This window comes from Pseudomonas sp. TJI-51, assembly GCF_000190455.2.
Lineage (GTDB): Bacteria > Pseudomonadota > Gammaproteobacteria > Pseudomonadales > Pseudomonadaceae > Aquipseudomonas > Aquipseudomonas juntendi.
This window is the reverse complement of the sequence record NZ_AEWE02000036.1, coordinates 17624-42144: the sequence shown is the minus strand read 5'-3', so window position 1 is coordinate 42144 and position 24521 is coordinate 17624. Positions and strand designations below refer to the sequence as shown.

The following is a 24521-nucleotide window of genomic DNA, read 5'->3' as shown; positions in this document are numbered from 1 at the left end:
CCTGACAACCCCTCATTTCCCACCGTGCGCTTGTCGGCTACGTACCAGCGCTGCTACTGCCTGCTGCATTTCCTGCCTGGCCACGCGACTGACGCCCATCATGTTCGCAAACCCATGAATGAGCCCAGCCGCCCTGCACAGGGTCACGTTCACCCCAGCGGCCGATAACAGGTGCGCATACGCCTCACCTTCATCGCGAAGTACGTCGAACTCGGCGGTGGCAATATACGTTGGTGGCAGCCCTTCAAAACTGTCGGCCAGCAACGGCGACACAGCCGGGTCGCTGTAGGCCCGGCTGGGGACATACAGCTCACGCGCCCAGTTCATCTGGTCCGCAGTCAACACATAGCCTGTTTCGAACAGCGAATAGGACGTCGACCTGTTTTCGTTGTCCAGGACCGGGTAGAACAGCAGTTGGAAGTCGGGCAAGCGCCGTTTCTGCTCTCTGAGCGTGTAGCACAACGCGGCAGCAATATTGCCACCCGCGCTGTCGCCCGCCACGGCAATGAATGCGCCAGGCGTATTGGCCGCCTGCATGTCCTTCAGCACATGCTCATAGGCTGCCAGTGCGTCATCGATGGCGGCAGGAAATGGATGCTCGGGTGCCAGCCTGTAGTCCACCGACAGTACGTGCAGCCTGGCTTCGCGCGCCAGATACCGGCAGATACTTTCACAGCTTGCCAGGCTTCCGGATACCCAGGCGCCACCGTGGAAGTAAATGAGTACGCCCTGCGCGCAGTCGTTCGTTACGAACGTCTTGACTGGAACAGGCCCGCCCTGCCCGTCGATCGTGAAGCTTCGCTCCAGGTCGACAGGTGCATCACAGCCGCCAAACACCCAGGCGTCATGGTCGGTCTGTTCGCGCACTTTATCCAGGGGCTGGTGCTGCGGGCGGGCAAGCTCGCGGTCCCCCATCAGCCTGAGAAACATCGCCACTTCGGCGCTTAACACGTGACCCGGCTGGTTGAGACGAGACCCGCCAATGGCAGATTGCAAGCGATGGGGCAGCCTGCCCAACGCCTCCACGACCCACTTCATGCCGACCTGGCTGACTGGCCTCTTCATGGATTCCCCACTCCCAGAATCAACGCCTCGATAAATACAGGCGAAACTGGCTAATCTTATGAGGCACCCTAAAGGGCTACAAGCAGAGGGCTGCAGAGATGCGTTCTAATTAATAGAGCGCGGCGGGCAAATCGGCAGTCGGTCCCGGGCGAAGCCTTTTTTGATCGGAGGGTGCTTGCTACCATCCACGCTCAACAGTCGTGGTGCGATCGGAAAGATGCTCAGAATCCTCAGAGAACAACAATTCAAGAAAGCGTTCCGAAAACTGGGCGGCAAAGTCGCCGGAGGTTCTGGTTCCTTCAGCGCCCGTGCCTGCGCAACCATTGAGCAAGGTGTAAGCCTTGGACACGTCAGGGTAGAGTCGCCATCGGTAACCATCGGAGCCCACACCTACATCAGGAGTGGCAGCACGTTATCCGTGATTTCTGCGATCGGCCGTTTTTGCTCGATCGGATCCGACTGCACACTGGGCCAGGAAAAGCATACCCACCCTACCGATTGGGTAAGCACGCACCCCTTCCAGTATGAAACGGGAGGCTTGTCCTATTCTCCAGCGCTTTCCTGGGTCACCATGGGACACGATGTCTGGGTCGGGCATGGCGCGACCATTTTGGAAGGTGTAGAGGTTGGCACGGGGGCAATCATTGCCACACGGGCAGTAGTGACAAAAAACGTGCCCCCCTATGCGATCGTTGGCGGAAACCCAGCCAAGTTCATCAAGTACCGGCATAGCCCTGAAATCATTGAGCGGCTGCTTGCAAGCCAATGGTGGAACCTGGATGTCGAGTACCTCAAACGCTTGCCCATGAACGACGCCGAGGCATTTCTCAAGGCGATTGAAAATGGTGCACCCGCCGCCCCAGTACACTACTCGAAACTCTCCATCGCCAAGCGTAGGGTGCAAGAAGCGCCGTAGTGGGTTCAGCTTTATCAAACTTTGTCGATGGCCTTTGCGTTTGCGCCTCGAAGCTACTGACCAAGCAACGGCGCGGCTACATCCCGGAGCCGCTGCTTTTCTTCATCCAGGTGCAACGATGTCTGCGCACGTTTGACCAGTAAAGCGGCATGGTGTCGGCAATGCTTGCCATACCGCTGTGGATCGAGTTCAGCCAGACTGATCAATGCCTTGATCAGCCGGATATCGATTTCCAACAGCCCTGCCCCGTCCCGTGCGATCAATGTAAAGAAGTCATCGAATAAATCGTGCACTTCGATGCACCGAACATGAACGCGCAGACACTTCTCATCGACGTCATCAGAGGCCGGGGATTGCATCGACCACTTGGAAAAACACCTGACTCCACGGCCGATCACATCGATCACGGTCCCGGAATCATTGGTCGCCGGAGACAAGGCGCGCGAGGCGATTTCGGTTAGAACCGCAAGGCCGAAGCGTGGATCCTGGTCAAATGAGCGGCGTACACCCACCGTGACCGCGCGCAGGATTTCAGCCGCCAGCGCCGAGCCCTGTGGAGGGGGCGAAGCTGTGGGTAGCAGCCGCGCTATGGGCGCGCCAATGTGAACAAAGGTGCCTGGCAGTACTTCCAGGTAGATCTTGAGCTGGTGCTTCTCGGCCACTGCCGCCAGGCCGCTGATATCGATGTGCTGCACGTAGCCGGTGTCGGTACTGGCAATCGTGAGCGCGCTAGAGGGCAGCACGAAGGATTCGGGGTAAGGGGCACCACCCAGATAGGGCCAGCGGGCGCGATGCTCCAGGGCAGCCAGTGTCGCGGCCTCGACCCGATCAATTGTCTCGCCGACTCTTCCAAGCGTGGATAGGTGACCGATCCAGCGCAACAGCGTGTACACGATCAGGACGATCATCAACAGGGTCACTGCAAAAAGCACCACCCGCCCCTGAGCCCCATAAGCACCGGTACTCAGCGCGATGATGCCGACCAGGCTGAACAGAAACGAGCCAATGAACGTGGCCAGTGCATTCTGCGTTGTCGAATCTTCCATCACCAAGGTGGTCGCCCTGGGTGTCACGCCATTACTGGCAGCACCGTAGGCAGAAACGATGATACTCAAGGAAAACGTGGTCACCGCCAGCATGCTGGAGGCGATGATGCCGAGTATCTTGTCGACCGAGTCTGCACCGATCTTCGCAGGCAGCGATGGCGGTACGAAGTCGCGCAAGGCGATGGCGAGCAAGGCCGTGACAACGCCAGCAAGCGAAAACAGCGTTGTCCGAAACCACAGGCGTTTTGTCACTTGACGCAGGACCCAGCTCAACCGAGTGATCATTGTTTCTATCCTTATGGTGGTCAACGCTTCCCGGGCCGAATGCTGTGCCCGAACTAACGATTCACGCGAGGCCGCTTTCGATACGACAACGGCGTCTCACCCGTCCATCGCTTGAAGGCTTTGATGAAACTGGTCGGATCAATGTACCCAAGGCGGGCAGAAATCTGTTCCACCGATAGCACATATTCGCGCAAGAACTCCCTGGCCAGCGCATATCGCACCTCATCGCGCATAGCGATCCAGCATGGCCCGGCACTGATTTTCCGCTGCTTTCAATGTCAGTTCATTGGCCTGTGCGAGCGGTTCCATGAGCGCTTGCGTATTCAGGATGGCCAGATGGGACGGTGCATTGAATTGCGCCCGCACGCGACAGAATCCCTCGTACCACTACCAAAGGCGCTGAGTTCACCCTGGACGGAGAGCTGGCAGAAGGCTGGCAGGCATCTGCCGGTTATGCCTATGCGGTCAGCACCGATGCTGACAACCAGCGTATCGTTACCAACCTGCCTCGTCACAGTCTCAAGACCTTCACCAGCTATTGCCTGCCGGGGATTCTGGACAAGCTCACCGTTGGCGGCGGTGTGAACTGGCAGAGCAAAACCGGTGCCGACCTGCACACCTTCACCCAAAGTAGCTATGCCGTCACCAACCTCCTGGCTCGCTACGACTTCAACCAGCATCTGAGTGCGTCAGTCAATCTAAACAACGTGTTCGACCGTGAATACCTGAGCTATGCCGGCGACCACGGTATGTACAGCGCTCCAAGAAATATCATGACGGGGTTCAAGTGCAACGTCTGACGCTCGCGCACTTCGTGCTGATCCCGCGCTATCGGTTTCAATCCAGTATTGACGCCCGCAAATCCAAGGGCAATCGGCTCTGCTGGGAATCGGTGGCTCGGGAGCGCGCCTCTGTGGCGCTCGACTAATGGTTTCTCGGCGGTTTGATCCAGACAGAGGGGGCGATTATGCAGCTACCGATCGACAGCTATTGGTCAATAGCTCTCGTGGTGAAGGACCACCTATCAACTGCCGAACGAGCGTGAACGCTGGAAAGTTGGCCTCGGAGCTATCATCCAAAAGTTGCTTGAGTACCTCGGCGGGGCCCGTCGTGATTTCTCGCTAAACCTGGCACCTCGTGGCAGCCACTTTCTCGAGCAGGCATGGGCAATGCTTGCCATGGTTCGCTACGGCACCGTCACCAGCTACGGTCAACTGGCCAAGAGCATGGGCAAACTGACGCTGCCAGAGCCATCGGCATGGCCAATGCGGTCAACCCGATTTCGATCATCGTGCCCTGCCACCGCGTGATCGCCGCCAACGGAAAGCTAAGCGGCTACAGCGGCGGTTTGGACAAGAAACGGGACCTGCTGCCCCTCGAAGCCGAGCATACCCGCGTGGACCTTCTTCAGGCCGCATTTAGCTGAGGCGCTTTCCGGGAGACCTAACTGGCCGCAGCATAGCAGGCAATTTTGCAGGCGCCGCTCGTGGGTCCTACCAGTCTTTGAAAGCCAGCACTCCGCTATCTGGGCACACCCTAGGCAAATTCGATATCCTGAATGCGCACATTGTCAACAGCGTTGTCCTGGGCGGTGAGCTGGTGATCGTGGGCGATTCCAACACACCCTCATGTACCAGCCACGAAGCGTCTCTGATGGCCCAGGCTGCTCAGATCCACGCTGGACTACTTACCAGTGGGGTGGATGCGGATGATTTCTTCCTGGAACACTTCGACTTACTGCAAAGTGTGCTTGCCAGCGCTTCAATGGGAGTTGGTGCAGTCGGTGACGGCTGGAGCAGGCATCTGCAAAATATCAAGGACACACTTGAGGAGATCGAAAAACTCCATCGCGATTACCTCGGCTCTGGCACCTTGAGTGCCCGCGACGCGTTTTATGCCAAGCGCACCGCTTTGTTCATGAAGCTCGAAAAGCATTTGGGGAGCCTGGCCGCGTACGGTTCAGGGTTACGTAATCAGGGAAAGATCAAACAAGCATTAAATATCTCGACCCGCAGCTATCTCCACACAGGTGAGATTGCCGGCTATGCCGATAAGGTATCTGGCGTTGCCACAGCCTCCAACCTAGTTAAGAAAGGCACGTACATCGGCACTGCGCTGGATGTGGCCGCCACAGGCTTGTCGATTCATAAAGCCTGCACAATGGGCCGGGAAGAGCAGTGCCGCCGCGCCAAATATGTTGAAAGCTCGGCGTTGATAGGTGGCCTGGGAGGCGGCAGCATCGGGGGGGCTGCGGGAGGTATGGTAGGAACTGGTGCTTGTGTAGTCGTTCTGGGGGTTAGTACAGGCGGCCCAGGAGCGCTGGCTTGTGCTGTAATAGGCGGTGCAGTAGGCGGTAAAATCGCCGGTGACTTCGGGAGCGATAGAGGCGAAAAGGTAGGTGAATTTTTATATCGTGAGGTATCGGAGTGAATGCAGTAGACCCTGGATTGATTGCGCTGTTTATCCTTGCACCCATAATTCTGTTTATGATCGTGCTGTGTTACATCGCACATAAGTACACTAAGTACTTTGAGTCGTTTCTTCCGAACTGTACGTACGTGACCGGCAATAAAAAAACATTCCAGCATGCAGGCTTACTTGGCAAAGTCATGCGCACGGGATCGATCGCTCTGGTGCTGGCGATACCGACAATCTTTTTGCGCAGAGGCTTAATTGACTTAAATGAAGTTAAACGTTTCCCGCCCAAAATGAAACGATTATTGGTGAGCATGTTAGCCATCCAAATCGTGCTGGTCATTGCGCTTACCATTTCCCATTATGCAGATCGCTGAAAATAATTGACTGGCATTACCGGGACGATGGCCAGATAGATGGCCTCGTCCCAGCTGGCCAACTCCAATCATTTTCAGTCCTAGTTAGAAGCGTAAAAATTCCTTTTAGATGAGCTGTCTACACTTTTAAGGCATCGCTCGTGATACCTCTGGTGGTAAGGACTGAGCTTCGCCGCCATCTCACCTGCCCCTCCCATCTGTCTAGTGTCCACACAAACAACCGGCAAAAATTGCCGCGCGCTTCTTGGAGCTCCTTGACTACTAAAATCAAGGCTCCTGTTAGCTATGGTTCGGGACGCGGTGATCATCAGGTCATATGCCTTGCTCAGCGCGTGCTGCAAGGCATCGCTCCCAGTGACCACACGATGGACTGTAAAGCCTGCCTCTGTCAGCCCTTGCTGCAGGTATGCCCCGTTTTTTGGCCTATCTTCGGCCGCGAGTAACTTCATCAGTTGCGCCCCCTCGGATGCCCTTCGTCTACAGCAAAAGCGGCACCCAACTCGAAGCTGACGGGAAAGTAATCTCGGGCTCAGCTTGCTGACAGTCCGGGTGGCTAGCTTTAGCACTGTGAAAGGCCGGTTGCCGCCCAAAGCGCAAAGCACCCCGGCCATGAGAGCTGCTGAGCTGAGCTTACAGAACTGTAATCACCCCGGAATCTGAACTGTGGCAGCTTGCGGGTATGTCCTCCCTCAATTCTGGTGCTTTGTCGAAAGCTGCGAAGTTTGGGAGAGCTCAATTCATCAGATGGTTGCGGATCTCGCAGCTTGGATATCAGCGATCTACCTGACTGGAACGCAACGGCATGCAAAGCAAAACCACTCGACGTTCATTCGTCAAAGGCCTGGCTGCTACCGGACTACTGGGTGGGATAGGTATGTGGCGCGCGCCGGTCTGGGCCGTAACTAGCCCTGGCCAGCCTAACATAGTGACCGGCACCGACTTCGATCTCTACATCGGGGAGCTCCCGGTGAACATTACCGGTGCAGCTCGAACGGCAATGGCTATCAACGGGTCGCTACCCGGACCGGTACTCCGTTGGCGAGAAGGCGACACAGTCACGCTGCGGGTGCGTAATCGCTTGAAGCAAGATACGTCTATCCACTGGCACGGCATCATTCTACCGGCAAACATGGACGGCGTGCCGGGCTTGAGCTTCCATGGCATCGCACCGGACGGCATGTACGAGTACAAGTTCAAGGTCCATCAGAACGGCACCTACTGGTACCACAGCCATTCGGGCTTCCAAGAGCAGGTTGGTGTTTACGGTGCCCTGATAATCGATGCGATGGATCCCGAGCCTTTCACCTACGACCGTGACTATGTCGTCATGCTGAGTGACTGGACTGACGAAGACCCGGCACGGGTTATGTCCAAGCTAAAAAAGCAGTCGGATTACTACAACTTTCACAAGCGTACCGTTGGCGACTTCGTCGACGACGTGAGCGAAAAAGGTTGGTCTGCCACCTTAGCCGATCGAAAGATATGGGCTGAGATGAAGATGAGCCCAACCGACCTCGCTGATGTGAGCGGGTACACCTATCTCATGAATGGCCAAGCGCCAGACGGAAACTGGACGGGCCTCTTTAAACCAGGCGAGAAAATCCGGCTTCGCTTTATCAACGGCTCGGCGATGACGTATTTCGATGTGCGAATTCCCGGTTTGAAGATGACCGTTGTCGCAGCGGACGGACAGTACGTACAGCCTGTGTCGATCGATGAATTCCGGATTGCCGTTGCCGAAACCTACGATGTCATTGTCGAGCCTGAAAACGAGCAGGCTTACACCATCTTTGCTCAGTCCATGGATCGCACCGGCTATTCAAGGGGTACTTTGGCTGTCCGTGAGGGCCTGCAGGCCCCGGTACCGACGGTAGACCCACGTCCCCTGATCTCCATGGGCGACATGGGGATGGATCATGGCAGCATGGGCGGCATGGACCACGGCAGCATGGCCGGAATGGACCATGGCAAGATGGCTGGTATGGACCACGCCAATAGGGCCGCTAGCGGTGCCATGCAAAGCCATCCCGCCTCCGAATCAAACAACCCCCTGGTCGATATGCAGACCATGACGCCAACGCCGAAGCTGAACGATCCGGGAATCGGGCTTCGCAATAACGGGCGTCGGGTTCTCACGTATTTGGATTTGCGTAGCACCTTCATTGATCCTGACGGCCGTGAACCGGGCCGGACCATCGAGCTGCACCTTACCGGCCATATGGAGAAGTTCGCTTGGTCTTTCGATGGCATCAAGTTCTCTGACGCAGAACCGCTGCGGCTCAAGTATGGGGAGCGTCTGCGAATTACCTTGGTGAATGACACCATGATGACTCACCCCATCCACCTGCACGGAATGTGGAGTGACTTGGAGGATAAAGAAGGCAACTTCATGGTCCGAAAGCATACGATCGATATGCCGCCTGGCTCGAAACGAAGCTATCGCGTTACTGCAGATGCGCTCGGGCGCTGGGCCTATCACTGCCACCTCATGTACCACATGGAGATGGGCATGTTCCGAGAAGTCCGCGTGGACGAATGAACTGGAGATACGAGATGAGCAAACCAATGAAACGAAGCGCCTTTTTCCTGTCTACTGCGATGGTTGGCCTGCTGGCAGCCTACGCCCCGGCTTCCTGGGCCAATGAAAACCATGACCAGCACTCTCAAAAGTCGTCCGACGCAACACAATCGCACGGTTCGAAGAGCAAGCAAGCTCAGGGCATGGACCATGACTCCATGGAAGGCATGGATCACGGCAAAATGATGGAAGCGCATGGCAGCGAAAAAGCTGAGGCAGGAAAAAATGGCCAATAGCGTTCCACGACCATCGCTGCTGGTATTGGCCGCTTCGCTAGGCGTGCTGGGCGTTTCGCCCAGCTTCGCCGCTGAAATGGATCATTCCGGGATAGATCACTCGGCAATGGAGCACGGTGCGATGCAGATGGACGACGTCTCATCACAAAATACCCTGCCAGGCATGGACCACAGCCAGATGGACGCGAGCAAGCAACCTACGCAGCCCGCCTCCGCTGATCACAGCAAAATGGGCCATGCGCAGCCCAAAACGAATGCGGCCTCGATGATTCACGGCAACATGGACCATGGAAGCATGAACGGCATGGACCACGGGTCCATGAAAGGCATGGATCATGGCGCGATGGATCATTCCAAGATGGGACACGGCAAGGTTGATTCACCGAGCACAACCAGCCGTACGCCAATCCCGGTACTCACTGATGCCGACCGCCAGGCTGCCTTCCCCCCGCTTGAGGGGCACAAAATGGATGACAGCGGTACCAACAGCTTTTTCTTGGTTGACCAGCTGGAATACCAGGATGCTGACGCCGGTAGCACGCTTGCCTGGGACGCATCCGGTTGGGTGGGCGGTGACATCAACAGGCTCTGGATTCGCTCGGAGGGCGAGCGTACCAATGGGGTTACTGAAGATGCCGAGCTACAGCTCCTCTATGGCCGCTCCATAAGCCCTTGGTGGGATGTTGTCACCGGCGTCCGACAGGACTTCAAACCGGAAGATCCCCAGACCTGGGCCGCGTTCGGTATTCAGGGTATGGCGCTGTATGACTTCGAAGCGCAAGTCACGGCGTTTATCGGTGAGAACGGTCAAACCGCTGCCCGCCTGGAAGGTGAGTACGACATCCTGCTGACTAATCGTTTGATCCTTCAGCCAACCGCTGAGGCCAATTTCTATGGCAAGAACGATCCGGAACGCGGCTTCGGCTCTGGCCTGGCAAATACGGAAGTTGGGCTACGGTTGCGGTACGAAATTGTCCGCCAGTTCGCACCGTACATAGGCGTCACCTGGAGCCGTTCCTACGGCAAAACCGCCGACTTCATCCGGGATGAAGGTGGGGATGTGGACGAAGCTCGGTTTGTTGCCGGTATTCGGATGTGGTTTTGAGAACTCACTATGAAAAGGACAATTACAACACGGGTGACGGCGGATGCTGTAGGTAGCGCTGCAATGCTTGGCGCTGCTTGCTTCGGTCTCGTGAACGTTGGTGCGGATGTCCCGCGCGTCCCCCGCTGTACAAGCGTTTTTGGCCATGGCGCGTGATCGCTCATTTGAAGTCCGTGCACGCGACATAGACGTCCCAGATCTTGAAGGCCCTACTCATATCCAAGCAGGGGCAGGCAATAACAACGCCATGTGTATCGGATGCCACCTCGCTCCTGGGGTGCAGAAAACAGAACTCAGCCAAGCCCTCTACCCCTCTCCACCAAACCTCACCGAGATCGGCGTAAATGGCGATCCTGCAGCTGCATTCTGGACCATCAAGCGCGGTATCGAAGCCACAGGATGACTGCTTGGGGCAACAGCATGGCAGCTCGCAGTCAGCGTCCGGCGAACTCACCTTCCGAACACCAGCATCAAGGGCGATGGGTCTGAATCAACGCTGAACATCCTGAAGCAATGGAGAAGGATGACGCTTGTACCAATCGCTAGCCCGCTCATAAGCGTGTGCGAGTTGCAGGACCGAAAGGTCGGCCTGATACCGGCCGATAATTTGCAGGCCCATTGGAAGCCCGCTTTCACTGAAACCTGCTTGTACATTTGCTACCGGGCAGCCAGACAATGTGCCAGGGATGACGACCTCCATCCAGCGATGATAGGTGTCCATGGTGATGTCGTTGATAGCCGTCGGCCATGGCAGCGTTTTGTCAAACGGGAAAACCTGGGCACTGGGTAATAGCAAGTAGTCGTACTGCTCGAAAAGCCGCGAGATGGACCGATACCAGTCGCTGCGCGCTACCGATGCGGCGAACACTTCACTGGCTGACAGTTTCAGGCCATTTTCTACCTCCCAGCAGGCTTCCGGCTTGAGCTGAGCGCGCTTTTGCGGGTCGGCATAGGCCGCGCCCAACGAGCCGGCCACCATCCAGTGGCGCAACGTGCGCCAACTGCCCCAAAGCTTCTGGGGGGCGAAGTCTGGTTGTACGGCTTCGATATGGCAGCCTAAACCTTCAAAGTCAGCAAAGGTTTTCTCGCACAGCTCAAGAATGCCCCGTTCCATCGGCAGGTAACCGTTGAAGTCGCCAAGCCAGCCAATGCGCGTACCTTTGAATTCGCGCTCTAGAGGCATGGCGAAGACTGTACCGGATTCGCTGATCGACAACGGTGCTCGCGCATCCCCACCGGCCTGCACCGATAGCAGCAACGCCGCATCCTTCACACTGCGCGCCATCGGGCCTTCGTAACCAAGCTGGTCGAAAAACAGATCCGCACTGTCATCGAACGGCACACGCCCCTGGGAAGGTCTGAACCCGAAGATGTTATTGAACGCCGCCGGGTTACGCAGCGAACCCATCATATCGCTGCCATCGGCCACGGGTACCAGATGCATCGCCAGTGCTGCCGCCGCGCCGCCGCTGCTGCCTCCCGCCGTTTTGCTCAGGTCATACGCGCAAGCGGTAGGGCCGAACAACGGGTTATAGCTTTGCGAACCAAGCCCGAACTCCGGGGTGTTGGTTTTGCCAATTATGATCGCGCCAGCAGCCTTGATCCGCTCGACCATGATGCCGTCGCGCTCGGGCAGGTAATCCTTGAACAACGGTGAACCGAAGGTGGTACGTATCCCTTGCGTCAGTGACAAGTCCTTGATCGCATGAGGCAGGCCATGCATCCAGCCGCGGTATGCACCACGGGCCAGTTCGGCGTCGCGCGCATCGGCTTGAGCCAACAGGCTTTCAGGTGATTGCAGGCTGATCAGCGCATTCACCAGTGGGTTGAAACGTTCGATATGGGCGAGGTAAGTCTGCATGACTTCTCGGCAAGACACCTGGCGCAGGCGAATACGTTCGGCGAGCTCATGGGCCTGCAGCAGGACCAGTTCGCTGATGTGATTGGAATTCATGACTACGGCGCCTTTCAGACGGCTGGAGAAACACCCCGGCCTCGTGCCGGGGCGGCAGTGATCAACGCATCAGGCTGGTCCAGAGACGATCGGCCAGACGGATCGCGCCCTCGCCACAGGTCTTGCTGAACACCACGTGGGTGCCCTCGGGAATGTGCAATTCCGGTGCTTCCTTAAGCGACGCATCGAGAAACGGTTCAACGCCTTTGATCGGGCTTTGGTGCTTGAGGAAACGCTGCGTCATCGCCGAGTTTTCCGGCTGGCTGAGGAAAGCGATGAATGCCTTGGCATTCTCCGGGTGCTTGGCACCGGCGGGGATGACCATATTGTCGACCCATGCCAGTACGCCTTCTTTCGGGTAGAGATACTTCAGCGTCGGCTTCATCTCCCGCGCACGCATGGATGAGCCCCCCCAGAACATCGACATATCGATTTCACCCGAGGCAAGGTTTTCACGAATCGACCCCGCCTTTGAACTGTACGTCTTCACGAACGGCTTTTGTGCCTTGAGCAAGCTCAGAACCTGCTGCATCTGCTTCGAGTCTTCGCTGCACAACGGAATGTTCAGGTACAGGCTGGCCATGTCGACCATGTCACTGACCGAATCGAACATGTTGATCCGCCCCTGCAACTCGGCGGGCGGCTCATATAGAACCTTGTAGCTGTCGGCAGGGCCTTTATAACGTGCGGTGTCCAGCACGATGCTGGTAGTGCCCCAGATGAACGGCATCGAATATGCACCGTCCGGGTCCCAACCCGGATTTTTCAGGTTATCCACTACGCTGGCGTAATAGGGCTGTTTCACCGGGTCGAAGCGCTCCAGCAGGTTTTCCTTGATCAAGATCGGGATGAACTGGTGCGACGGAATCGCCACGTCATACCCCGCACCGCCTTGCTTCAACTTTGCCAGCAGGGTTTCGTTGGAGTCATAGGAATCGACCGTGACCTCAATCCCAGTCTGCTTCTGGAATTTGGCGAGAATCTCTGGCGAGAAATAACCGCTCCAGCTGACCACGTTGAGTTTTTCCGCGGCCTGCACACTGCCGGCCATGACCAGCGGCACACTAACGAACAAATAAGTACCAACGCTTTTTATCCACTTGTTCATGCTATTTCCCCACAGCTCCTAAAAAGTTCAGACGTTCTTTTTGCCCAGCAGGTAAGAGAGGCAGACAAACAGCACCGAGACCCCCAGGATCAGGGTCGACACGGCATTGACGTCGGGTGTCACGCCCATGCGCAACAGGCCGAAGATGAAAATCGGCAAGGTGGTCGTGCCCGCCTGCGAGACCATCATCGAGATCACGAAGTTATCGAGCGAGACGATGAAGGCCAGCATCAGCCCGGAGAAAATCCCCGGCATCAGCAGCGGTAAGGTGACCTTGCGGAAGGTTCGCCACGGCCCGGCGTAGAGGTCCCCGGCAGCCTGTTCCAGGGACAGGTCCATGTCGTTGAGCCGCGCACGAATGGGCAGGTAGGCGAAAGGAATGCAGAACACCGTATGGGCGATGATCAAGTTGCCGTAGCCGAGCGACAGGCCGATGGTGGAAAACAGCGCCAGCGTTGCCACCCCCACGACAATTTCCGGAAGTACCAACGGCAGCATGATCGCGCCCATCGACAGTTGCAGCCCTTTGAACTTGGCGCCCCGTGAAGTACCAAGGGCGGCAAGGGTGGCAAGCGCCGTGGCGATCATGCTCGCGCACACGGCGATCAGCAAACTGTTGCCGGCAGCCTGGCGCAAGGCCTGGTTGGCGAAAGCAGCGCGATACCAGTCAAGGCTGAAACCGGTCCAGACAGTCGCCGACTGATTAGCGTTGAACGAGAACACCACAAGCACCACGATCGGTGCATAAAGGTACAGGTAGAACAGGAGACTGAAGCCACCAAACCCGGGAAAGTCTCGTATGCACAACCCTTGGCGATTGAACAGAGCAAGCATTACGCACCTCCTTTGGCGATGCGCTGGCGCTCGGCGCGCAGGGCATAGATGGTCAGTACCAGCATCACGGCAGCCATCAACACCAGCGAGAGTGCGGCGCCAAACGGCCAGTTACGCGCATCACTGAATTGCCGGAATATCAAGTTGCCGAGCATCATCCGCGTACCACCGCCGAGCAGTTCCGGGGCGATCATCGCACCTAGGCAAGGCACGAAAGTAAGGATGGCCCCAGCGAGAATGCCCGGTTTGGCGATTGGCAAAACCACTTTGCGCAGGGTGCGTACGCGCCCTGCGTACAGGTCTTGAGCAGCTTCGAGCAAGCGAACATCCATCTTTTCCAGCGTCGCGTAGATCGGCAACACCACGAACGGTGCATAGGTGTAGACCAGCCCCAGCAGCACGGCACCGTCGGTGTACAGCAACTGCAACGGCTCATGGATAACGCCCATTCCCATCAAACTGTTATTCACCACCCCGGTGTTGCGCAGCAGCAGAATCCACGCATACGTGCGAATCAACAGGTTGGCCCAGAACGGTACGGTGATCAGGAAGATCAGCAGGCCACGCCGATGGGCCGGCTGCATAGCCAGCCACACCGCCACCGGAAAACCGATCAATAGCGTGATGACCGTGGTCAGGCCGGCGATGCCGACCGAGCGCAGGGCAATGACCAGGTAGGAGTCGGCGAAGACCAGGCTGTCGTCCATTTGCCGTTCAAACAGCAGCGAAATGTAAGCATCGACGCTGAATGCCTTGTTCACCCCGCCGTAGGGGTTGGCTTCCATCAGGGAATAGCCGACGACGATCAGAATCGGCACGATCAGAAACAGGCCGATGGCGAGCAGTGCCGGGCTGACCCCGAGTAAACTGTGCAAACGCTTGCGGCGTTCCAGCGTGTTGGCAATCGGTAAGGCGTGCATGACAACTCCTCGGGCTCAATCGTGCAGGACGCTGGCGCTTCCCTGATCGAACAGCAGACCGGCCTGACTGCCGACGACAAAGCGCAGGCTCTGGTCGACGCTGTTGGGGGTGCGTACGGTGAGGCGCGCCCCGTCGCTGAGGCTGACCTGATATTGCAGGTCGGTACCCAGATAAATCTGCGCTTCGATCCGGCACGGCAGTGCCGCTTCAGTATCGGCAGGCACCAGGTGGAGCCGCTCAGGGCGCACCGAGAGGGTCACCCGGGCCCCGACGGTTACGTCTGCGCACGCTTGCGCCGGTAACGGATGACCGGCTGGGCCGGTAAACCATGCCTGGCCCGCCTGTGCATGGGTGACAGTGCCTTCGATGAAGTTGGTTTCACCAATGAAGTCGGCGACAAAGCGATTGCGCGGCCGCTCGTAGATGTCCTCCGGTCTGCCAACCTGCTGGACTTCGCCTTCGGACAATACGGCGATACGGTCGGACATGGTCAGCGCCTCCTCTTGGTCGTGCGTGACGAAGATGAAGGTGATACCGGTCTTGGCCTGAATGCTTTTAAGCTCTTCGCGCATGGCTTGGCGCAGCTTTAGGTCGAGTGCCGACAGCGGCTCATCGAGCAGCAGAACTTTTGGATGCGGTGCCAGTGCACGGGCCAGCGCCACACGTTGCTGCTGACCGCCAGACAACTGAGCAGGCTTGCGATTGGCAAAGCGTTGCATCTGCACCAGCGCGAGCATCTCGTCAACCCGGTCGGCGACCTGTGCTTTATTGAACATTTTGCCCATGGGGTGTGATTCAAGGCCGAACGCCAGGTTCTCGGCGATGGTCATGTGCGGGAACAGTGCATAATGCTGGAACACTGTGTTGACCGGGCGCTGGAACGGCGGAAGATCGGCGATGTTCTCGCCGTAAAGCATGATCTGGCCTTCGGTAGGGAACTCGAAGCCAGCGATCATCCGCAGCAGGGTGGTTTTGCCGCAGCCAGAAGGGCCGAGCAGGGTAAAGAATTCGTTATCGTGAATGTCCAACTCGACGTTTTTCAATGCCACCGGGCCGGTGTTCGGATCACCGTAGACCTTGCGGACCGAGCGGATCGACACCGCCAGCGTTTGCAGCGAATGCAGGGCATTCATGCGTAACCTCCGATTCCCCCATCGCCTACGGTTGCGCTGCGGATCAGGCAATCAGTCGGGCCATGGATGTTATTTTTTTGGCAGGATCGAAAATGCGAACGGGGTGAAAACAGTTTTTTTGTTCTGCTGTGGCTCGATTATCAGTTAGGGCTTGCGCGGGGCGATACTTCAATTTAAACATGGCGGCTGTTAGTTAATTTAATAGCAAAGGTGCCAGTAACATGTCAGCCCACCGCCTGCCGCCGCTCAATGCGGTGCGTGCATTTGATGCAGCCGCCCGTCTGGGCAGTTATGTGGAGGCCTCCAAAGCTCTGCACGTGACCCAGCCGGCGATTGGCCGACACGTAAAGTTGCTTGAAGACTGGCTAGGCATTCAACTGTTTGAGCGTACCTCTCGCGGTGTCAACCTTACCCCGGCTGGGGAGAAGTACCACCGCAAGATCGCTGCCGCCCTGCAGTTGATCATGGAAGCCGGCAAGGAAGCGCAACCCAAAGAGGCCGAACGCTGGCTGCGGATCATGGTGGTACCGGGGTTTGCCAAGCGCTGGCTGATGCCTCGTATTGAACGCATGCGCCAGTTACGGCCGGGTTTGAAGTTCGCAATTGAACCCAATTCGACATTCACCGAGGTAGACAAAAAAACGACCGACCTTGGTATTGTCTATGGCATGGAGAACGAGTATGCGAACTGCCGCGCCACCCTGGTCTGCCCGAGGGTTTTCCCAATCTGCACCCCGGCCTACCTCGCCAGTGTCGGGCCTCTTTCAGCGCCAGTGGACCTTGTGAAACATAACCTTATCCACGTCGATAACGGTGAGTGGTGGAATCTCTGGTTTACCGCTCACGGTTTAGAGTTTCACCTCGATTCAGATATTCTCTACGTCAACAATGACCATGCCTTATCCGTGGCTGAAAGCGGTCAGGGTATTGCGCTGGCTAACGAAGTACTGGTGAGAAACGAGCTCGATGCAGGCAGGCTGGTAAAGGCGGTGAATACTGAAGTGAGGCTCGAGAGTTACAGGGTACTGACGCCATCTGGCGAGCTTTCCGAGGACGCCAACTGGTTCATAGACTGGCTCCAGACGGAACTGAACAATGAATTTGGAAGCTAGGTGAATTCAGCCTGGCGAGCGTACGTTTGGGCAATACGTGATATGCCTGGGCGAAAAACCATGATCTGCCTCCGCTAAGAGCCTGTCTTACATGATTTTTCTTTGAGCACTGGGTGCAGGTTGGTCAGGCGTGAAGGCAGGTACTTACGCTGAATGAACCAAAGAAAAAGCCCGCGAACCTGTGCAGGCTGCGGGCTAATTCATATTGATGTCACACTGAAGCGCCTCGAGGTTCGCTCCAGACGGCTGCAAGACTAGAAACTGGCTGGCAAGCCCCCTCTCAAGCACTCACGAACCGCTGTGAATATGGTGGGTCGTGTAGGATTCGAACCTACGACCAATTGGTTAAAAGCCAACTGCTCTACCAACTGAGCTAACGACCCGTTGGATGGCGCGTATAATACTGATTTCTAACGGGAAATCAATACCCTCTGATCAGTTCAAGCGTAGCGCGTCGGGTCGTCGACACCGGCAGCCCTGAAGCCATCGGCACGCAGGCGGCAACTGTCGCACTTGCCGCAGGCACGCCCTTCATCGTCGGCCTGGTAGCAGGAAACAGTCAGGCTATAGTCCACGCCGCGGGCCATACCGGCCTGCACGATTTGCGCCTTGCTCATGTTCTGCAGCGGCGCCTGGATCCGGAAGCCCTGCCCTTCGACCCCGGCCTTGGTCGCCAGGTTGGCCATGCGCTCGAACGCTTCGACGAACTCAGGGCGGCAATCCGGGTAGCCGGAGTAGTCCACGGCGTTCACGCCAATGAAGATATCACGCGCCTCCAGCACTTCAGCCCAACCCAGCGCCAGCGACAGGAACACGGTATTGCGCGCTGGCACATAGGTCACCGGAATACCTTCACCGGGGGTTTCCGGCACGTCGATGCTGCTGTCGGTCAAGGCCGAACCACCAATACCGTCCAGGTTCAAGCCAATGACCTTGTGCTCGACCACGCCCAAGTCGCGGGCCACGCGGGCGGCGGCGTTCAGCTCGGCGCGATGGCGCTGGCCGTAATCGAAGCTCATGGTATAGCAGCTGTAGCCGTCGGCCTTGGCCATGGCGACCACCGTGGCCGAGTCCAGGCCACCGGACAACAGGATGACTGCGCGTTTTTCTGTCATGTGTATTTACTCCTCAATCAACGCCCGGGTTCGTCGTTCCACAGCAGCTTGTGCAACTGCAGCTGGAAGCGCACGGGCAGGTTGTCGGCGACGATCCAGTCTGCCAGGTCGCTGGCGCTCACCTGATGATGGCTGGGTGAAAACAGCACTTCACCGGCACGCTCGGCCAGGTTGTATTGGATCAGCTTGGAAACTGCCCAGTCGTAATCCTCGCGGGAACAGATGACGAACTTGACCTGGTCGTTGCGGGTCAGCTGGTCGATGTTCGAATAGAGGTTACGATGCGACTCTTCGGAACCTGGGGTCTTCAGGTCTACCACACGACTGACCCGGGTGTCGGTGCCGGCGATATCCAACGCGCCACTGGTCTCCAGCGACACCTCGTAGCCCGCATCGCACAGCCGCTGCAGCAGCGGCAGCGCATTCGGTTGGGCCAGCGGTTCGCCACCGGTGACACACACGTAGCGCGGCCTGAAGCCGGCCACTTGCTCAAGGATCGAATCGAGGGTACGAACGGTACCGCCACTGAATGCGTAGGCACTGTCGCAGTACTGGCAGCGCAGGGGGCAACCGGTGAGCCGCACGAATACCGTGGGCAGCCCAGCCGTTCGTGTTTCACCCTGCAAAGAGTAAAAGACTTCGGTGATGCGTAATGTGTCTTGCATGCTCGCCACGGGCGTGACAGCTAAACAGGCTGCCCGCCTCCGTCAGGCACTGCCGCGGACTCGACATCGCGTTATCCGCAGCAGCGTGTTTACGAAAAAAGGGCCGTGATTCTAACGAAAAAACCCGCGACTGGCGCGGGTTTATTTCAAACGCTACTGCAAAGGGCCTTAGAGCTTTTGCAGGTCACGCTGTGCCAGTTGCGCGGCAGAGGTGCCGGGATACTGGGTGATGACCTGTTGCAGGATGCTCTTGACCTTGTCGGTGTGGCCCATGCGGCGCTCGACGTCGGCCAGTTTGTAAAGCGAGTCTGGCACCTTGCTGTGCTTGGGGTACTTTTGGCTGACCTGGGCAAACGCCTGGCTGGCGCCTTGCAAGTCACCCTTGGCCAGGTTCACCTCACCCAACCAGTACTGGGCATTGCCGGCGTACTGGCTGTTCGGGTATTTGCGCAGGAAGGCGGTGAACGCCTGGCTGGCCTTGTCGAAGTCTTTTTGCTTGATCAGGTCGAAAGCTGCATCGTAGTAGAGCTTCTCTTTCGCCGGATCACCGGGCTCGCTACTGGCGGCCGGTTGTTGCGCAGCAGCACCGGCTGCTGCACCGGAGGCGGCATTGGATGCACCACCGGAGGAATTGTCAGGGGTTGCGGCAGGTGCAGCACCACTGTTGATGCGACGGTCCAAATCCTGGTACCGCTCCAGGTTTTCCTGCTTCATGCGCGACACATCGTTTTGCAGCTCTTCGATGATGCCTTGCTGGCGGGAAAGCTGGTCCTGCATCTGTTGCAGCTGCATGAACAGCTGGCCCTGTGCAGAGGCAGGGGCCGAAGCCCCCGACCCGGCATAGGCGCCGCTCGTGCCATAACCCGCGGGCGGATAACTGCCTGCGTTGTCATCTACTACAGGGACCTCAGCCCAGGCCGCGAGCGGCAGGCTGAGTGCGAGGACGGTTACTACACGGCGGCACATACGCATAAGAACTTACTTACGCAGTTCTACGCGACGGTTCTGAGCCCAGGACTGCTCGTCGTTGCCGGTAGCAACTGGACGCTCTTCGCCGTAGGAAACCACTTCCAGCTGAGCAGGGGAAACACCCTGCAGAACCAGGTAGCGCTGAACGGCTTTCGCACGACGCTCACCCAGAGCCATGTTGTACTCGCGGGTGCCGCGCTCGTCGGTGTTACCTTCCAGAACAACGCGGTTGCCGTTGGCTTTCAGGTCCTTGGCGTGAACGTCCAGAGCGCGCATGGCTTCTGGCTTCAGGTCCGAGCTGTCGTATTCGAAGTAGAAGGTGGTGATTGCGCGCAGGGCGGCTTCTTCGCTCAGGGAGCCGTCGACAGCGCCAGTGTTGGCACCGTAGCCAGCGTTAGGATCTACAGCAGCGCCTTCGCCTGCGTTGTCACCGCCCTTCGAGGAGCAACCTACAGCTACGGCCATGGCCAGAGCCAGCGCAGCAAATTTACCAAACTTCAGCATTTCCATCGTGAAACTCCTAATGAAACCCCAGTGTGTTAAGCAAAACGTATTACGCCGCAATCAGTTCAGGTAAGGGGACCAGGACGGTTCTCTGACTTCGCCTTGAGCGGTAGGAAGTGGGAGCCTCACGCGGCCATTAAGCGACACGAGCATCAAGACTCCCCGGCCCTGCTGGCGGGTGGCGTAGATTAGCATGGTGCCGTTTGGCGCAACAGTGGGAGACTCATCAAGACTTGTTTCCGAGAGAATCTTTACACTTCCGCGCTGCAAGTCCTGTGCCGCCACTTTGAAGTTGGTAAAGCCCTGTTGGCGATGAATCATCACCAGGGTTTTCTCGTCTGCCGAAAGTTTCGGGTTGGCGTTGTAGTTACCCACGAAGGTTACGCGCTCGGCACCACCCCCACTGACCGACTGTTTATAGATCTGCGGTTTGCCGCCCCGGTCGGAGGTGAAGTAAATGGTGTTGCCGTCTTTACCCCAGAACGGCTCGGTGTTGATACCAGGGCCGGCGGTTACGCGGCTGATCTGGCGAGAGGCCATGTTCATCACGTAGATGTCCGGGTTGCCGTCCTTGGACAGCACGAAGGCCAGGCGCGAACCGTCAGGCGACCAGGCTGGCGCGCCGTTCAGGCCCTCGAAGTTGGTCACCTGTTCGCGGCGGCCGGTATCGATGTTCTGCACGAAGATGCGCGGGCGCTTCTGTTCGAACGATACGTAGGCAATACGCTTGCCATCCGGTGCGAACCGCGGCGACAGGATAGGCTCGCGCGATTGCAGCAGGGTGACCGCACGTGCACCGTCGTAGTCCGAGCGCTGCAGGGTGTAGCGGGTATTGTTGGTGGAGAAGCGCTCGGCAGTCACGTACAGCATGCGGGTCGAGAACGCACCCTTGATGCCGGTGAGCTTCTCGAACGACTGGTCTGCAATGTAGTGCGCCATGTCGCGCAACTGGTCGGTGCTGCCCGCCACGCTACCGGTCAGCACTTGCTGCTCGGTGGCGACGTTGAACAGCGCGTACTGCACCTGCAGGCGACCACCCGACGGCACGATGCTACCGACCATCACATACTGGGCGCCCAGGGCTTTCCAGTCACGGAAAATCACTTCGCTGGCCTGCGACGGCTGGCTGATCATGTTCTGCCGCGGAATCGGTGAATAGTAGCCAGAGTTGCGCAGGTCGTTGCCGATGATGTCGGCAATGTCTTCAGGCAACACGCTACCGCCCTGCATACCGAACGGTACTACCGCGATGGGCGTGGCCCGGTCGCTGCCGCTGGTGACCAGGATGTTCTTTTCCTCTGCCACCGCCAAGCCTGCCACGCAGCAGAGCAAGACCAGCAGTCCTCTCAGACGTTTAATCACAACGCTAGATCCTCAGGTGTAAATGTCATCTTGAACGAACGATAACGGTTGAAATCGCTCGGCTTCATACCCTGCATCTCGGTCAAACGACCAATGTTCTTGACCGCAGCCACCGCCGAACTGTCGAACGGGCCGTCACCACTGGAACGGACCACGCTGACACTGGTAACGGTACCGTCCGGCAACATGCTTACCTGCAGGGTCACCGTCATGCCCTTGCGCGCGGAAGGCGGACGCGCCCAACCCTCGGCCGCGCGCATGCGGATCAGGTCGTCGAAATCGCCGGCCACCTGGTCACCTTGCTCGTCAGCCAGGGCCTGCTGCCGCTCGGTGGTATCGGACAACAGCTCGGCCAGGGCCTGGGCTTTCTTGTCTTCTGCCGCCTTGCGAGCCGCTTCCTGTGCCTTTTTCTTCTGGGCGTCTGCAGCGGCCTTCTTCTTGGCCTCTTCAGCTGCCTTTTTCTTCGCGTCCTCGGCCGCCGCTTTCTTCTTGGCGTCCTCGGCTGCTTTCTTCTTGGCCTCTTCGGCTGCCTTTTTCTTGGCGTCCTCGGCGGCTTGTTTCTTCGCCTCTTCAGCGGCCGCTTTCTTGGCCTCTTCTTCGGCTTTTTTCTTCGCTTCGTCCTCGGCCTTCTTCTTGGCGATGTCAGCCTGTTGCTTCTCGGCGGCTTTCTTCGCCTCCTCGGCCTTCTTGGCTTCGGCGGCTTGCTTGGCCTTGGCGGCTTCGGCGGCCTTGGCCGCGTCCTCGGCTTTTTTCGCTTCGGCGGCTTCGCGAGCCTCTTCGGCCTTTTGAGCGGCGTCGGCTTTCTTTTGTTCCGCAGCCTTGATGGCCTCCTGCTCGACCTTCTTCTGCTCCAGCTGCTCGACTTCAGTCTGACGCGACGCGGTTTTCTTCGCTTCCCCGGCAATCTTCTGGTTGGTCTGGGTGGTCGCCTGGCTCTTGGACTTGAGCTGGTACAGGGTAGCCTGGACGATTGGCTTGGAAGGCGGCAGCTCAGGCGTCATGGCAAAACTGACGAACAGCAAGCCGAACACCAGCACATGCAGACCGATGGCCCAGACACTGGGCCAGAAGTAGCTTTCCGAGGCGGATGGCTCTCGCTGTTGCATCAGGGCGCCTCGGTAATCAGGCCAACGTTACCGACACCGGCCTTCTGCAACCCGCCCATGGCACCCATGACCGCGCCATAGTCGACCGCCTTGTCACCCCGAATGAATACCTGGGTCTGCTTGCCCTGGTCACGGCCGGCGGCAATGATCTTGGTCACGGCATCGGTCATGGCCGGCAGGGTCATGGCCTTGTCCATCTGCTTGTCGGTATCGACTTCGCTGCCGAGGTTCCAGTAATAGGTCTTGTCGGCCTTGATGGAGATGGTGAGGATCTGGACGTTGTTGTCCTGCGGCAAGGCTTCGCTGGAAACCTTGGGCAGGTCTACCTTCACGCCCTGGTTGAGCATGGGCGCCGTCACCATGAAGATGACCAGCAGCACCAGCATCACATCGATGTAGGGCACCACGTTCATCTCGGCGACGGGCTTGCGTTTGTGGCGAACTCGGGCCATGGGCTTCTACCTGATTACTCTTCGCTGGTGTGCACTTTACGGTGCAGGATCGCCTGGAACTCGTCGGCGAAGGTGTAGTAACGGCCGATCAGCACTTCGCTGCGCGCGGCAAAACGGTTGTAGGCAATGACCGCCGGAATTGCCGCGAACAGGCCGATGGCCGTAGCCACCAGGGCTTCGGCGATACCCGGGGCAACGGTGGCCAGGGTCGCTTGCTGGGCGCTGGCCAGGCCGCGGAAGGAGTTCATGATGCCCCATACGGTACCGAACAGGCCGATGTACGGGCTGGTGGAACCGACGGTGGCCAGGAACGGCAGGCTCTGCTCGAGCTTTTCTTCTTCGCGCGAGATGGCCACGCGCATGGCACGGCCCACGCCTTCCATGACAGCATCCGGGTCTACACCCGGCTGCTGGCGCAGGCGCGAGAACTCTTTGAAGCCGGCACGGAATACTTGCTCCACGCCGGAATCCGGGTCTGGGTTGCTGCCTGCCTGACGGTACAGCTTGGACAGGTCGATGCCCGACCAGAAGCGCTCTTCGAAGGCATCCAGCGCACGACGACCGGCGCGCAGCATGGCGCTGCGCTGGAAGATCATGATCCATGAGGTGACCGAGGCGGCCACCAGGGTCAGCATTACCAGCTGAACCACCACGCTGGCATTGCTGACCAGACTCCACATGGAGGTATGGTCGACGACGTTAGCTTCCACGCTTATTCTCCTGCGTTCGATTGATTACCCGAGCCGTCCGCCGCAAAAGCGTCGCGCAGCTGGGGGGGTATGGCTCGGGGTTTGAAAGTGTCAGCACGCACTGCGGCCACCAGGAACTGCCCCTCGCAGAGCAGCGTTTCATCGTTTTCGCGCCAAACCTGCTGGACGAAACGCAGGCTGGCGCGATTGAGTTCAAGTACTTGCGCGGTGACCCGCAGTTGGTCGTCCAGCCGCGCCGGCGCGTGGTAGCGCGCTTCGCTGGAATGGACCACGAACAGCAGATTGTCTTCGGCCAGTTGCGACTGGGAGAACCCCAGGTGCCGCAGGCGTTCGGTGCGCGCGCGCTCCATGAATTTCAGGTAGTTGACGTAATACACCACGCCACCGGCATCGGTATCCTCGTAATAGACGCGACAACGGTGTACGAACGGTTCCAGGCCATTTTGCGCGCGCATACTCTAGTGCTTACTCCTCGGCTTGCCAATCCGCTGTGGCAACTGTTTTTTCGTCATTAATGTCTTATTGCCAGCAACCATTCGGCGTGCCTGCGGTA

General features: G+C 58.0%; 27 protein-coding genes, 1 tRNA gene and 3 pseudogenes. 11 read left to right on the top strand and 20 right to left on the bottom strand.

The features are described from left to right. Positions 1-12: 12 nt before the first annotated feature. Positions 13-1026, bottom strand: a complete 1014-nt coding sequence (locus G1E_RS08280) for an alpha/beta hydrolase (protein ID WP_165944141.1) — start codon at positions 1024-1026, stop codon at positions 13-15. Between the two features lie 256 nt (positions 1027-1282). On the opposite strand from G1E_RS08280, the gene G1E_RS08275 reads away from it, so the two are divergent. Beyond that, positions 1283-1981, top strand: a complete 699-nt coding sequence (locus tag G1E_RS08275; protein WP_009684076.1) for a CatB-related O-acetyltransferase — start codon at positions 1283-1285, stop codon at positions 1979-1981. A gap of 53 nt (positions 1982-2034) precedes the next feature. Here the strand turns inward: G1E_RS08275 and G1E_RS08270 are convergent, their stop codons facing one another. The 3 genes from G1E_RS08270 to G1E_RS28265 are packed head-to-tail and all read right to left on the bottom strand — an operon-like array spanning position 2035 to position 3678. Beyond that, on the bottom strand, positions 2035-3312 hold the full coding sequence (locus tag G1E_RS08270; RefSeq protein ID WP_009684075.1) for a DUF2254 domain-containing protein: 1278 nt from the start codon (positions 3310-3312) through the stop codon (positions 2035-2037). Between the two features lie 53 nt (positions 3313-3365). Further along, the gene (locus G1E_RS30160) at positions 3366-3545 is read right to left on the bottom strand and encodes an AraC family transcriptional regulator (protein WP_047149756.1); all 180 of its coding nucleotides are present in this window, start codon (positions 3543-3545) and stop codon (positions 3366-3368) included. After that, positions 3535-3678 (bottom strand): hypothetical protein, encoded by a 144-nt coding sequence (locus tag G1E_RS28265; protein ID WP_157050330.1) that lies wholly within the window; start codon positions 3676-3678, stop codon positions 3535-3537. Before G1E_RS28265 ends, G1E_RS30160 begins: the two co-directional genes overlap by 11 nt. Before the next feature lie 17 nt (positions 3679-3695). Between G1E_RS28265 and G1E_RS27420 the strand changes: the two are divergent. From G1E_RS27420 to G1E_RS08245, 5 genes and pseudogenes are all read left to right on the top strand, one after another. Continuing rightward, positions 3696-4112: pseudogene (locus G1E_RS27420) on the top strand (TonB-dependent receptor domain-containing protein); the annotation flags it as partial. Beyond that, a complete protein-coding gene (locus tag G1E_RS28960) occupies positions 4100-4240 on the top strand; it encodes a hypothetical protein (protein WP_155273755.1) in 141 nt (46 codons plus the stop codon). The pseudogene G1E_RS27420 and the gene G1E_RS28960, both read left to right, overlap by 13 nt. Positions 4241-4474: 234 nt before the next feature. Next, positions 4475-4738: a methylated-DNA--[protein]-cysteine S-methyltransferase gene (locus G1E_RS27415; protein ID WP_082437915.1), complete on the top strand. Its 264-nt coding sequence runs from the start codon at positions 4475-4477 to the stop codon at positions 4736-4738. A gap of 77 nt (positions 4739-4815) precedes the next feature. Then, the gene (locus G1E_RS08250) at positions 4816-5742 is read left to right on the top strand and encodes a hypothetical protein (protein WP_220465812.1); all 927 of its coding nucleotides are present in this window, start codon (positions 4816-4818) and stop codon (positions 5740-5742) included. Then, on the top strand, positions 5739-6104 hold the full coding sequence (locus G1E_RS08245) for a hypothetical protein (RefSeq protein WP_033690622.1): 366 nt from the start codon (positions 5739-5741) through the stop codon (positions 6102-6104). Before G1E_RS08250 ends, G1E_RS08245 begins: the two co-directional genes overlap by 4 nt. 302 nt (positions 6105-6406) lie before the next feature. On the opposite strand, the pseudogene G1E_RS27410 reads toward G1E_RS08245, so the two are convergent. After that, a pseudogene (locus G1E_RS27410) lies at positions 6407-6553 on the bottom strand (DNA-binding response regulator); the annotation flags it as partial. Between the two features lie 353 nt (positions 6554-6906). Between G1E_RS27410 and G1E_RS08240 the strand changes: the two are divergent. From G1E_RS08240 to G1E_RS27405, 4 genes and pseudogenes are all read left to right on the top strand, one after another. Continuing rightward, positions 6907-8643, top strand: coding sequence for a copper resistance system multicopper oxidase (locus tag G1E_RS08240; protein ID WP_009684070.1), 1737 nt, complete (start codon positions 6907-6909; stop codon positions 8641-8643). A gap of 14 nt (positions 8644-8657) precedes the next feature. Further along, entirely contained in the window at positions 8658-8918 is a 261-nt protein-coding gene (locus tag G1E_RS08235; protein ID WP_009684069.1) for a hypothetical protein, read from the top strand. Then, complete coding sequence (locus G1E_RS08230; RefSeq protein WP_009684068.1) at positions 8908-10023, top strand: copper resistance protein B; 1116 nt, start codon at positions 8908-8910, stop codon at positions 10021-10023. The genes G1E_RS08235 and G1E_RS08230 overlap by 11 nt, the downstream gene beginning before the upstream one ends. A 9-nt stretch (positions 10024-10032) precedes the next feature. Next, a pseudogene (locus G1E_RS27405) lies at positions 10033-10446 on the top strand (cytochrome c); the annotation flags it as partial. Positions 10447-10513: 67 nt separating this feature from the next. Here the strand turns inward: G1E_RS27405 and G1E_RS08225 are convergent. The 5 genes from G1E_RS08225 to G1E_RS08205 all read right to left on the bottom strand — a co-directional run bounded on the left by G1E_RS08225 (position 10514) and on the right by G1E_RS08205 (position 15973). Next, positions 10514-11977, bottom strand: coding sequence for an amidase (locus G1E_RS08225; RefSeq protein WP_047149755.1), 1464 nt, complete (start codon positions 11975-11977; stop codon positions 10514-10516). A gap of 61 nt (positions 11978-12038) precedes the next feature. Beyond that, complete coding sequence (locus G1E_RS08220; RefSeq protein WP_009684066.1) at positions 12039-13085, bottom strand: extracellular solute-binding protein; 1047 nt, start codon at positions 13083-13085, stop codon at positions 12039-12041. Between the two features lie 27 nt (positions 13086-13112). After that, on the bottom strand, positions 13113-13919 hold the full coding sequence (locus G1E_RS08215) for an ABC transporter permease (protein WP_009684065.1): 807 nt from the start codon (positions 13917-13919) through the stop codon (positions 13113-13115). Next, positions 13919-14839 (bottom strand): ABC transporter permease, encoded by a 921-nt coding sequence (locus G1E_RS08210; protein WP_009684064.1) that lies wholly within the window; start codon positions 14837-14839, stop codon positions 13919-13921. The genes G1E_RS08215 and G1E_RS08210 overlap by 1 nt, the downstream gene beginning before the upstream one ends. 15 nt (positions 14840-14854) lie before the next feature. Further along, positions 14855-15973: an ABC transporter ATP-binding protein gene (locus tag G1E_RS08205; protein WP_009684063.1), complete on the bottom strand. Its 1119-nt coding sequence runs from the start codon at positions 15971-15973 to the stop codon at positions 14855-14857. A 221-nt stretch (positions 15974-16194) separates the two neighbouring features. On the opposite strand from G1E_RS08205, the gene G1E_RS08200 reads away from it, so the two are divergent. Then, positions 16195-17085: a LysR substrate-binding domain-containing protein gene (locus G1E_RS08200; protein WP_009684062.1), complete on the top strand. Its 891-nt coding sequence runs from the start codon at positions 16195-16197 to the stop codon at positions 17083-17085. 307 nt (positions 17086-17392) lie between these two features. Here G1E_RS08200 and G1E_RS08195 read toward each other — a convergent pair. From G1E_RS08195 to ybgC, 10 genes are all read right to left on the bottom strand, one after another. Continuing rightward, positions 17393-17468: transfer RNA gene (locus G1E_RS08195), tRNA-Lys, on the bottom strand. A gap of 57 nt (positions 17469-17525) precedes the next feature. Further along, complete coding sequence (gene queC / locus G1E_RS08190) at positions 17526-18200, bottom strand: 7-cyano-7-deazaguanine synthase QueC (RefSeq protein WP_009684061.1); 675 nt, start codon at positions 18198-18200, stop codon at positions 17526-17528. Between the two features lie 17 nt (positions 18201-18217). Continuing rightward, entirely contained in the window at positions 18218-18865 is a 648-nt protein-coding gene (gene queE / locus G1E_RS08185; protein ID WP_009684060.1) for a 7-carboxy-7-deazaguanine synthase QueE, read from the bottom strand. 168 nt (positions 18866-19033) lie between these two features. Next, a complete protein-coding gene (gene ybgF / locus G1E_RS08180) occupies positions 19034-19837 on the bottom strand; it encodes a tol-pal system protein YbgF (RefSeq protein ID WP_029887417.1) in 804 nt (267 codons plus the stop codon). 6 nt (positions 19838-19843) lie between these two features. Beyond that, entirely contained in the window at positions 19844-20344 is a 501-nt protein-coding gene (gene pal, locus G1E_RS08175; protein WP_029887416.1) for a peptidoglycan-associated lipoprotein Pal, read from the bottom strand. A gap of 54 nt (positions 20345-20398) precedes the next feature. Further along, positions 20399-21700: a Tol-Pal system beta propeller repeat protein TolB gene (tolB, locus tag G1E_RS08170; protein ID WP_009684057.1), complete on the bottom strand. Its 1302-nt coding sequence runs from the start codon at positions 21698-21700 to the stop codon at positions 20399-20401. Continuing rightward, a complete protein-coding gene (gene tolA / locus G1E_RS08165) occupies positions 21697-22806 on the bottom strand; it encodes a cell envelope integrity protein TolA (RefSeq protein ID WP_047149754.1) in 1110 nt (369 codons plus the stop codon). The genes tolB and tolA overlap by 4 nt, the downstream gene beginning before the upstream one ends. Beyond that, positions 22806-23258: a protein TolR gene (gene tolR / locus G1E_RS08160; protein ID WP_003254760.1), complete on the bottom strand. Its 453-nt coding sequence runs from the start codon at positions 23256-23258 to the stop codon at positions 22806-22808. The genes tolA and tolR overlap by 1 nt, the downstream gene beginning before the upstream one ends. 14 nt (positions 23259-23272) lie before the next feature. Next, positions 23273-23968 (bottom strand): protein TolQ, encoded by a 696-nt coding sequence (tolQ, locus tag G1E_RS08155; RefSeq protein WP_009684054.1) that lies wholly within the window; start codon positions 23966-23968, stop codon positions 23273-23275. Between the two features lie 2 nt (positions 23969-23970). Beyond that, the gene (gene ybgC, locus G1E_RS08150) at positions 23971-24423 is read right to left on the bottom strand and encodes a tol-pal system-associated acyl-CoA thioesterase (protein WP_009684053.1); all 453 of its coding nucleotides are present in this window, start codon (positions 24421-24423) and stop codon (positions 23971-23973) included. Between the last annotated feature and the right edge of the window lie 98 nt (positions 24424-24521).

Excerpts from the sequence above, each read along its gene's own strand:
- tolR (WP_003254760.1), bottom strand. The coding sequence starts at position 23,258 with ATGGCCCGAGTTCGCCACAAACGCAAGCCCGTCGCCGAGATGAACGTG.
- queC (WP_009684061.1), bottom strand. The coding sequence starts at position 18,200 with ATGACAGAAAAACGCGCAGTCATCCTGTTGTCCGGTGGCCTGGACTCG.
- G1E_RS08205 (WP_009684063.1), bottom strand. The coding sequence starts at position 15,973 with ATGAATGCCCTGCATTCGCTGCAAACGCTGGCGGTGTCGATCCGCTCG.
- tolA (WP_047149754.1), bottom strand. The coding sequence starts at position 22,806 with ATGCAACAGCGAGAGCCATCCGCCTCGGAAAGCTACTTCTGGCCCAGT.
- ybgF (WP_029887417.1), bottom strand. The coding sequence starts at position 19,837 with ATGCGTATGTGCCGCCGTGTAGTAACCGTCCTCGCACTCAGCCTGCCG.
- G1E_RS08210 (WP_009684064.1), bottom strand. The coding sequence starts at position 14,839 with ATGCACGCCTTACCGATTGCCAACACGCTGGAACGCCGCAAGCGTTTG.
- G1E_RS08225 (WP_047149755.1), bottom strand. The coding sequence starts at position 11,977 with ATGAATTCCAATCACATCAGCGAACTGGTCCTGCTGCAGGCCCATGAG.
- queE (WP_009684060.1), bottom strand. The coding sequence starts at position 18,865 with ATGCAAGACACATTACGCATCACCGAAGTCTTTTACTCTTTGCAGGGT.
- G1E_RS08240 (WP_009684070.1), top strand. The coding sequence starts at position 6,907 with ATGCAAAGCAAAACCACTCGACGTTCATTCGTCAAAGGCCTGGCTGCT.
- ybgC (WP_009684053.1), bottom strand. The coding sequence starts at position 24,423 with ATGCGCGCGCAAAATGGCCTGGAACCGTTCGTACACCGTTGTCGCGTC.
- G1E_RS27415 (WP_082437915.1), top strand. The coding sequence starts at position 4,475 with ATGGGCAATGCTTGCCATGGTTCGCTACGGCACCGTCACCAGCTACGG.
- G1E_RS08220 (WP_009684066.1), bottom strand. The coding sequence starts at position 13,085 with ATGAACAAGTGGATAAAAAGCGTTGGTACTTATTTGTTCGTTAGTGTG.
- G1E_RS08215 (WP_009684065.1), bottom strand. The coding sequence starts at position 13,919 with ATGCTTGCTCTGTTCAATCGCCAAGGGTTGTGCATACGAGACTTTCCC.
- G1E_RS30160 (WP_047149756.1), bottom strand. The coding sequence starts at position 3,545 with ATGCGCGATGAGGTGCGATATGCGCTGGCCAGGGAGTTCTTGCGCGAA.
- G1E_RS08200 (WP_009684062.1), top strand. The coding sequence starts at position 16,195 with ATGTCAGCCCACCGCCTGCCGCCGCTCAATGCGGTGCGTGCATTTGAT.
- pal (WP_029887416.1), bottom strand. The coding sequence starts at position 20,344 with ATGGAAATGCTGAAGTTTGGTAAATTTGCTGCGCTGGCTCTGGCCATG.
- G1E_RS08270 (WP_009684075.1), bottom strand. The coding sequence starts at position 3,312 with ATGATCACTCGGTTGAGCTGGGTCCTGCGTCAAGTGACAAAACGCCTG.
- G1E_RS08275 (WP_009684076.1), top strand. The coding sequence starts at position 1,283 with ATGCTCAGAATCCTCAGAGAACAACAATTCAAGAAAGCGTTCCGAAAA.
- G1E_RS08235 (WP_009684069.1), top strand. The coding sequence starts at position 8,658 with ATGAGCAAACCAATGAAACGAAGCGCCTTTTTCCTGTCTACTGCGATG.
- G1E_RS08230 (WP_009684068.1), top strand. The coding sequence starts at position 8,908 with ATGGCCAATAGCGTTCCACGACCATCGCTGCTGGTATTGGCCGCTTCG.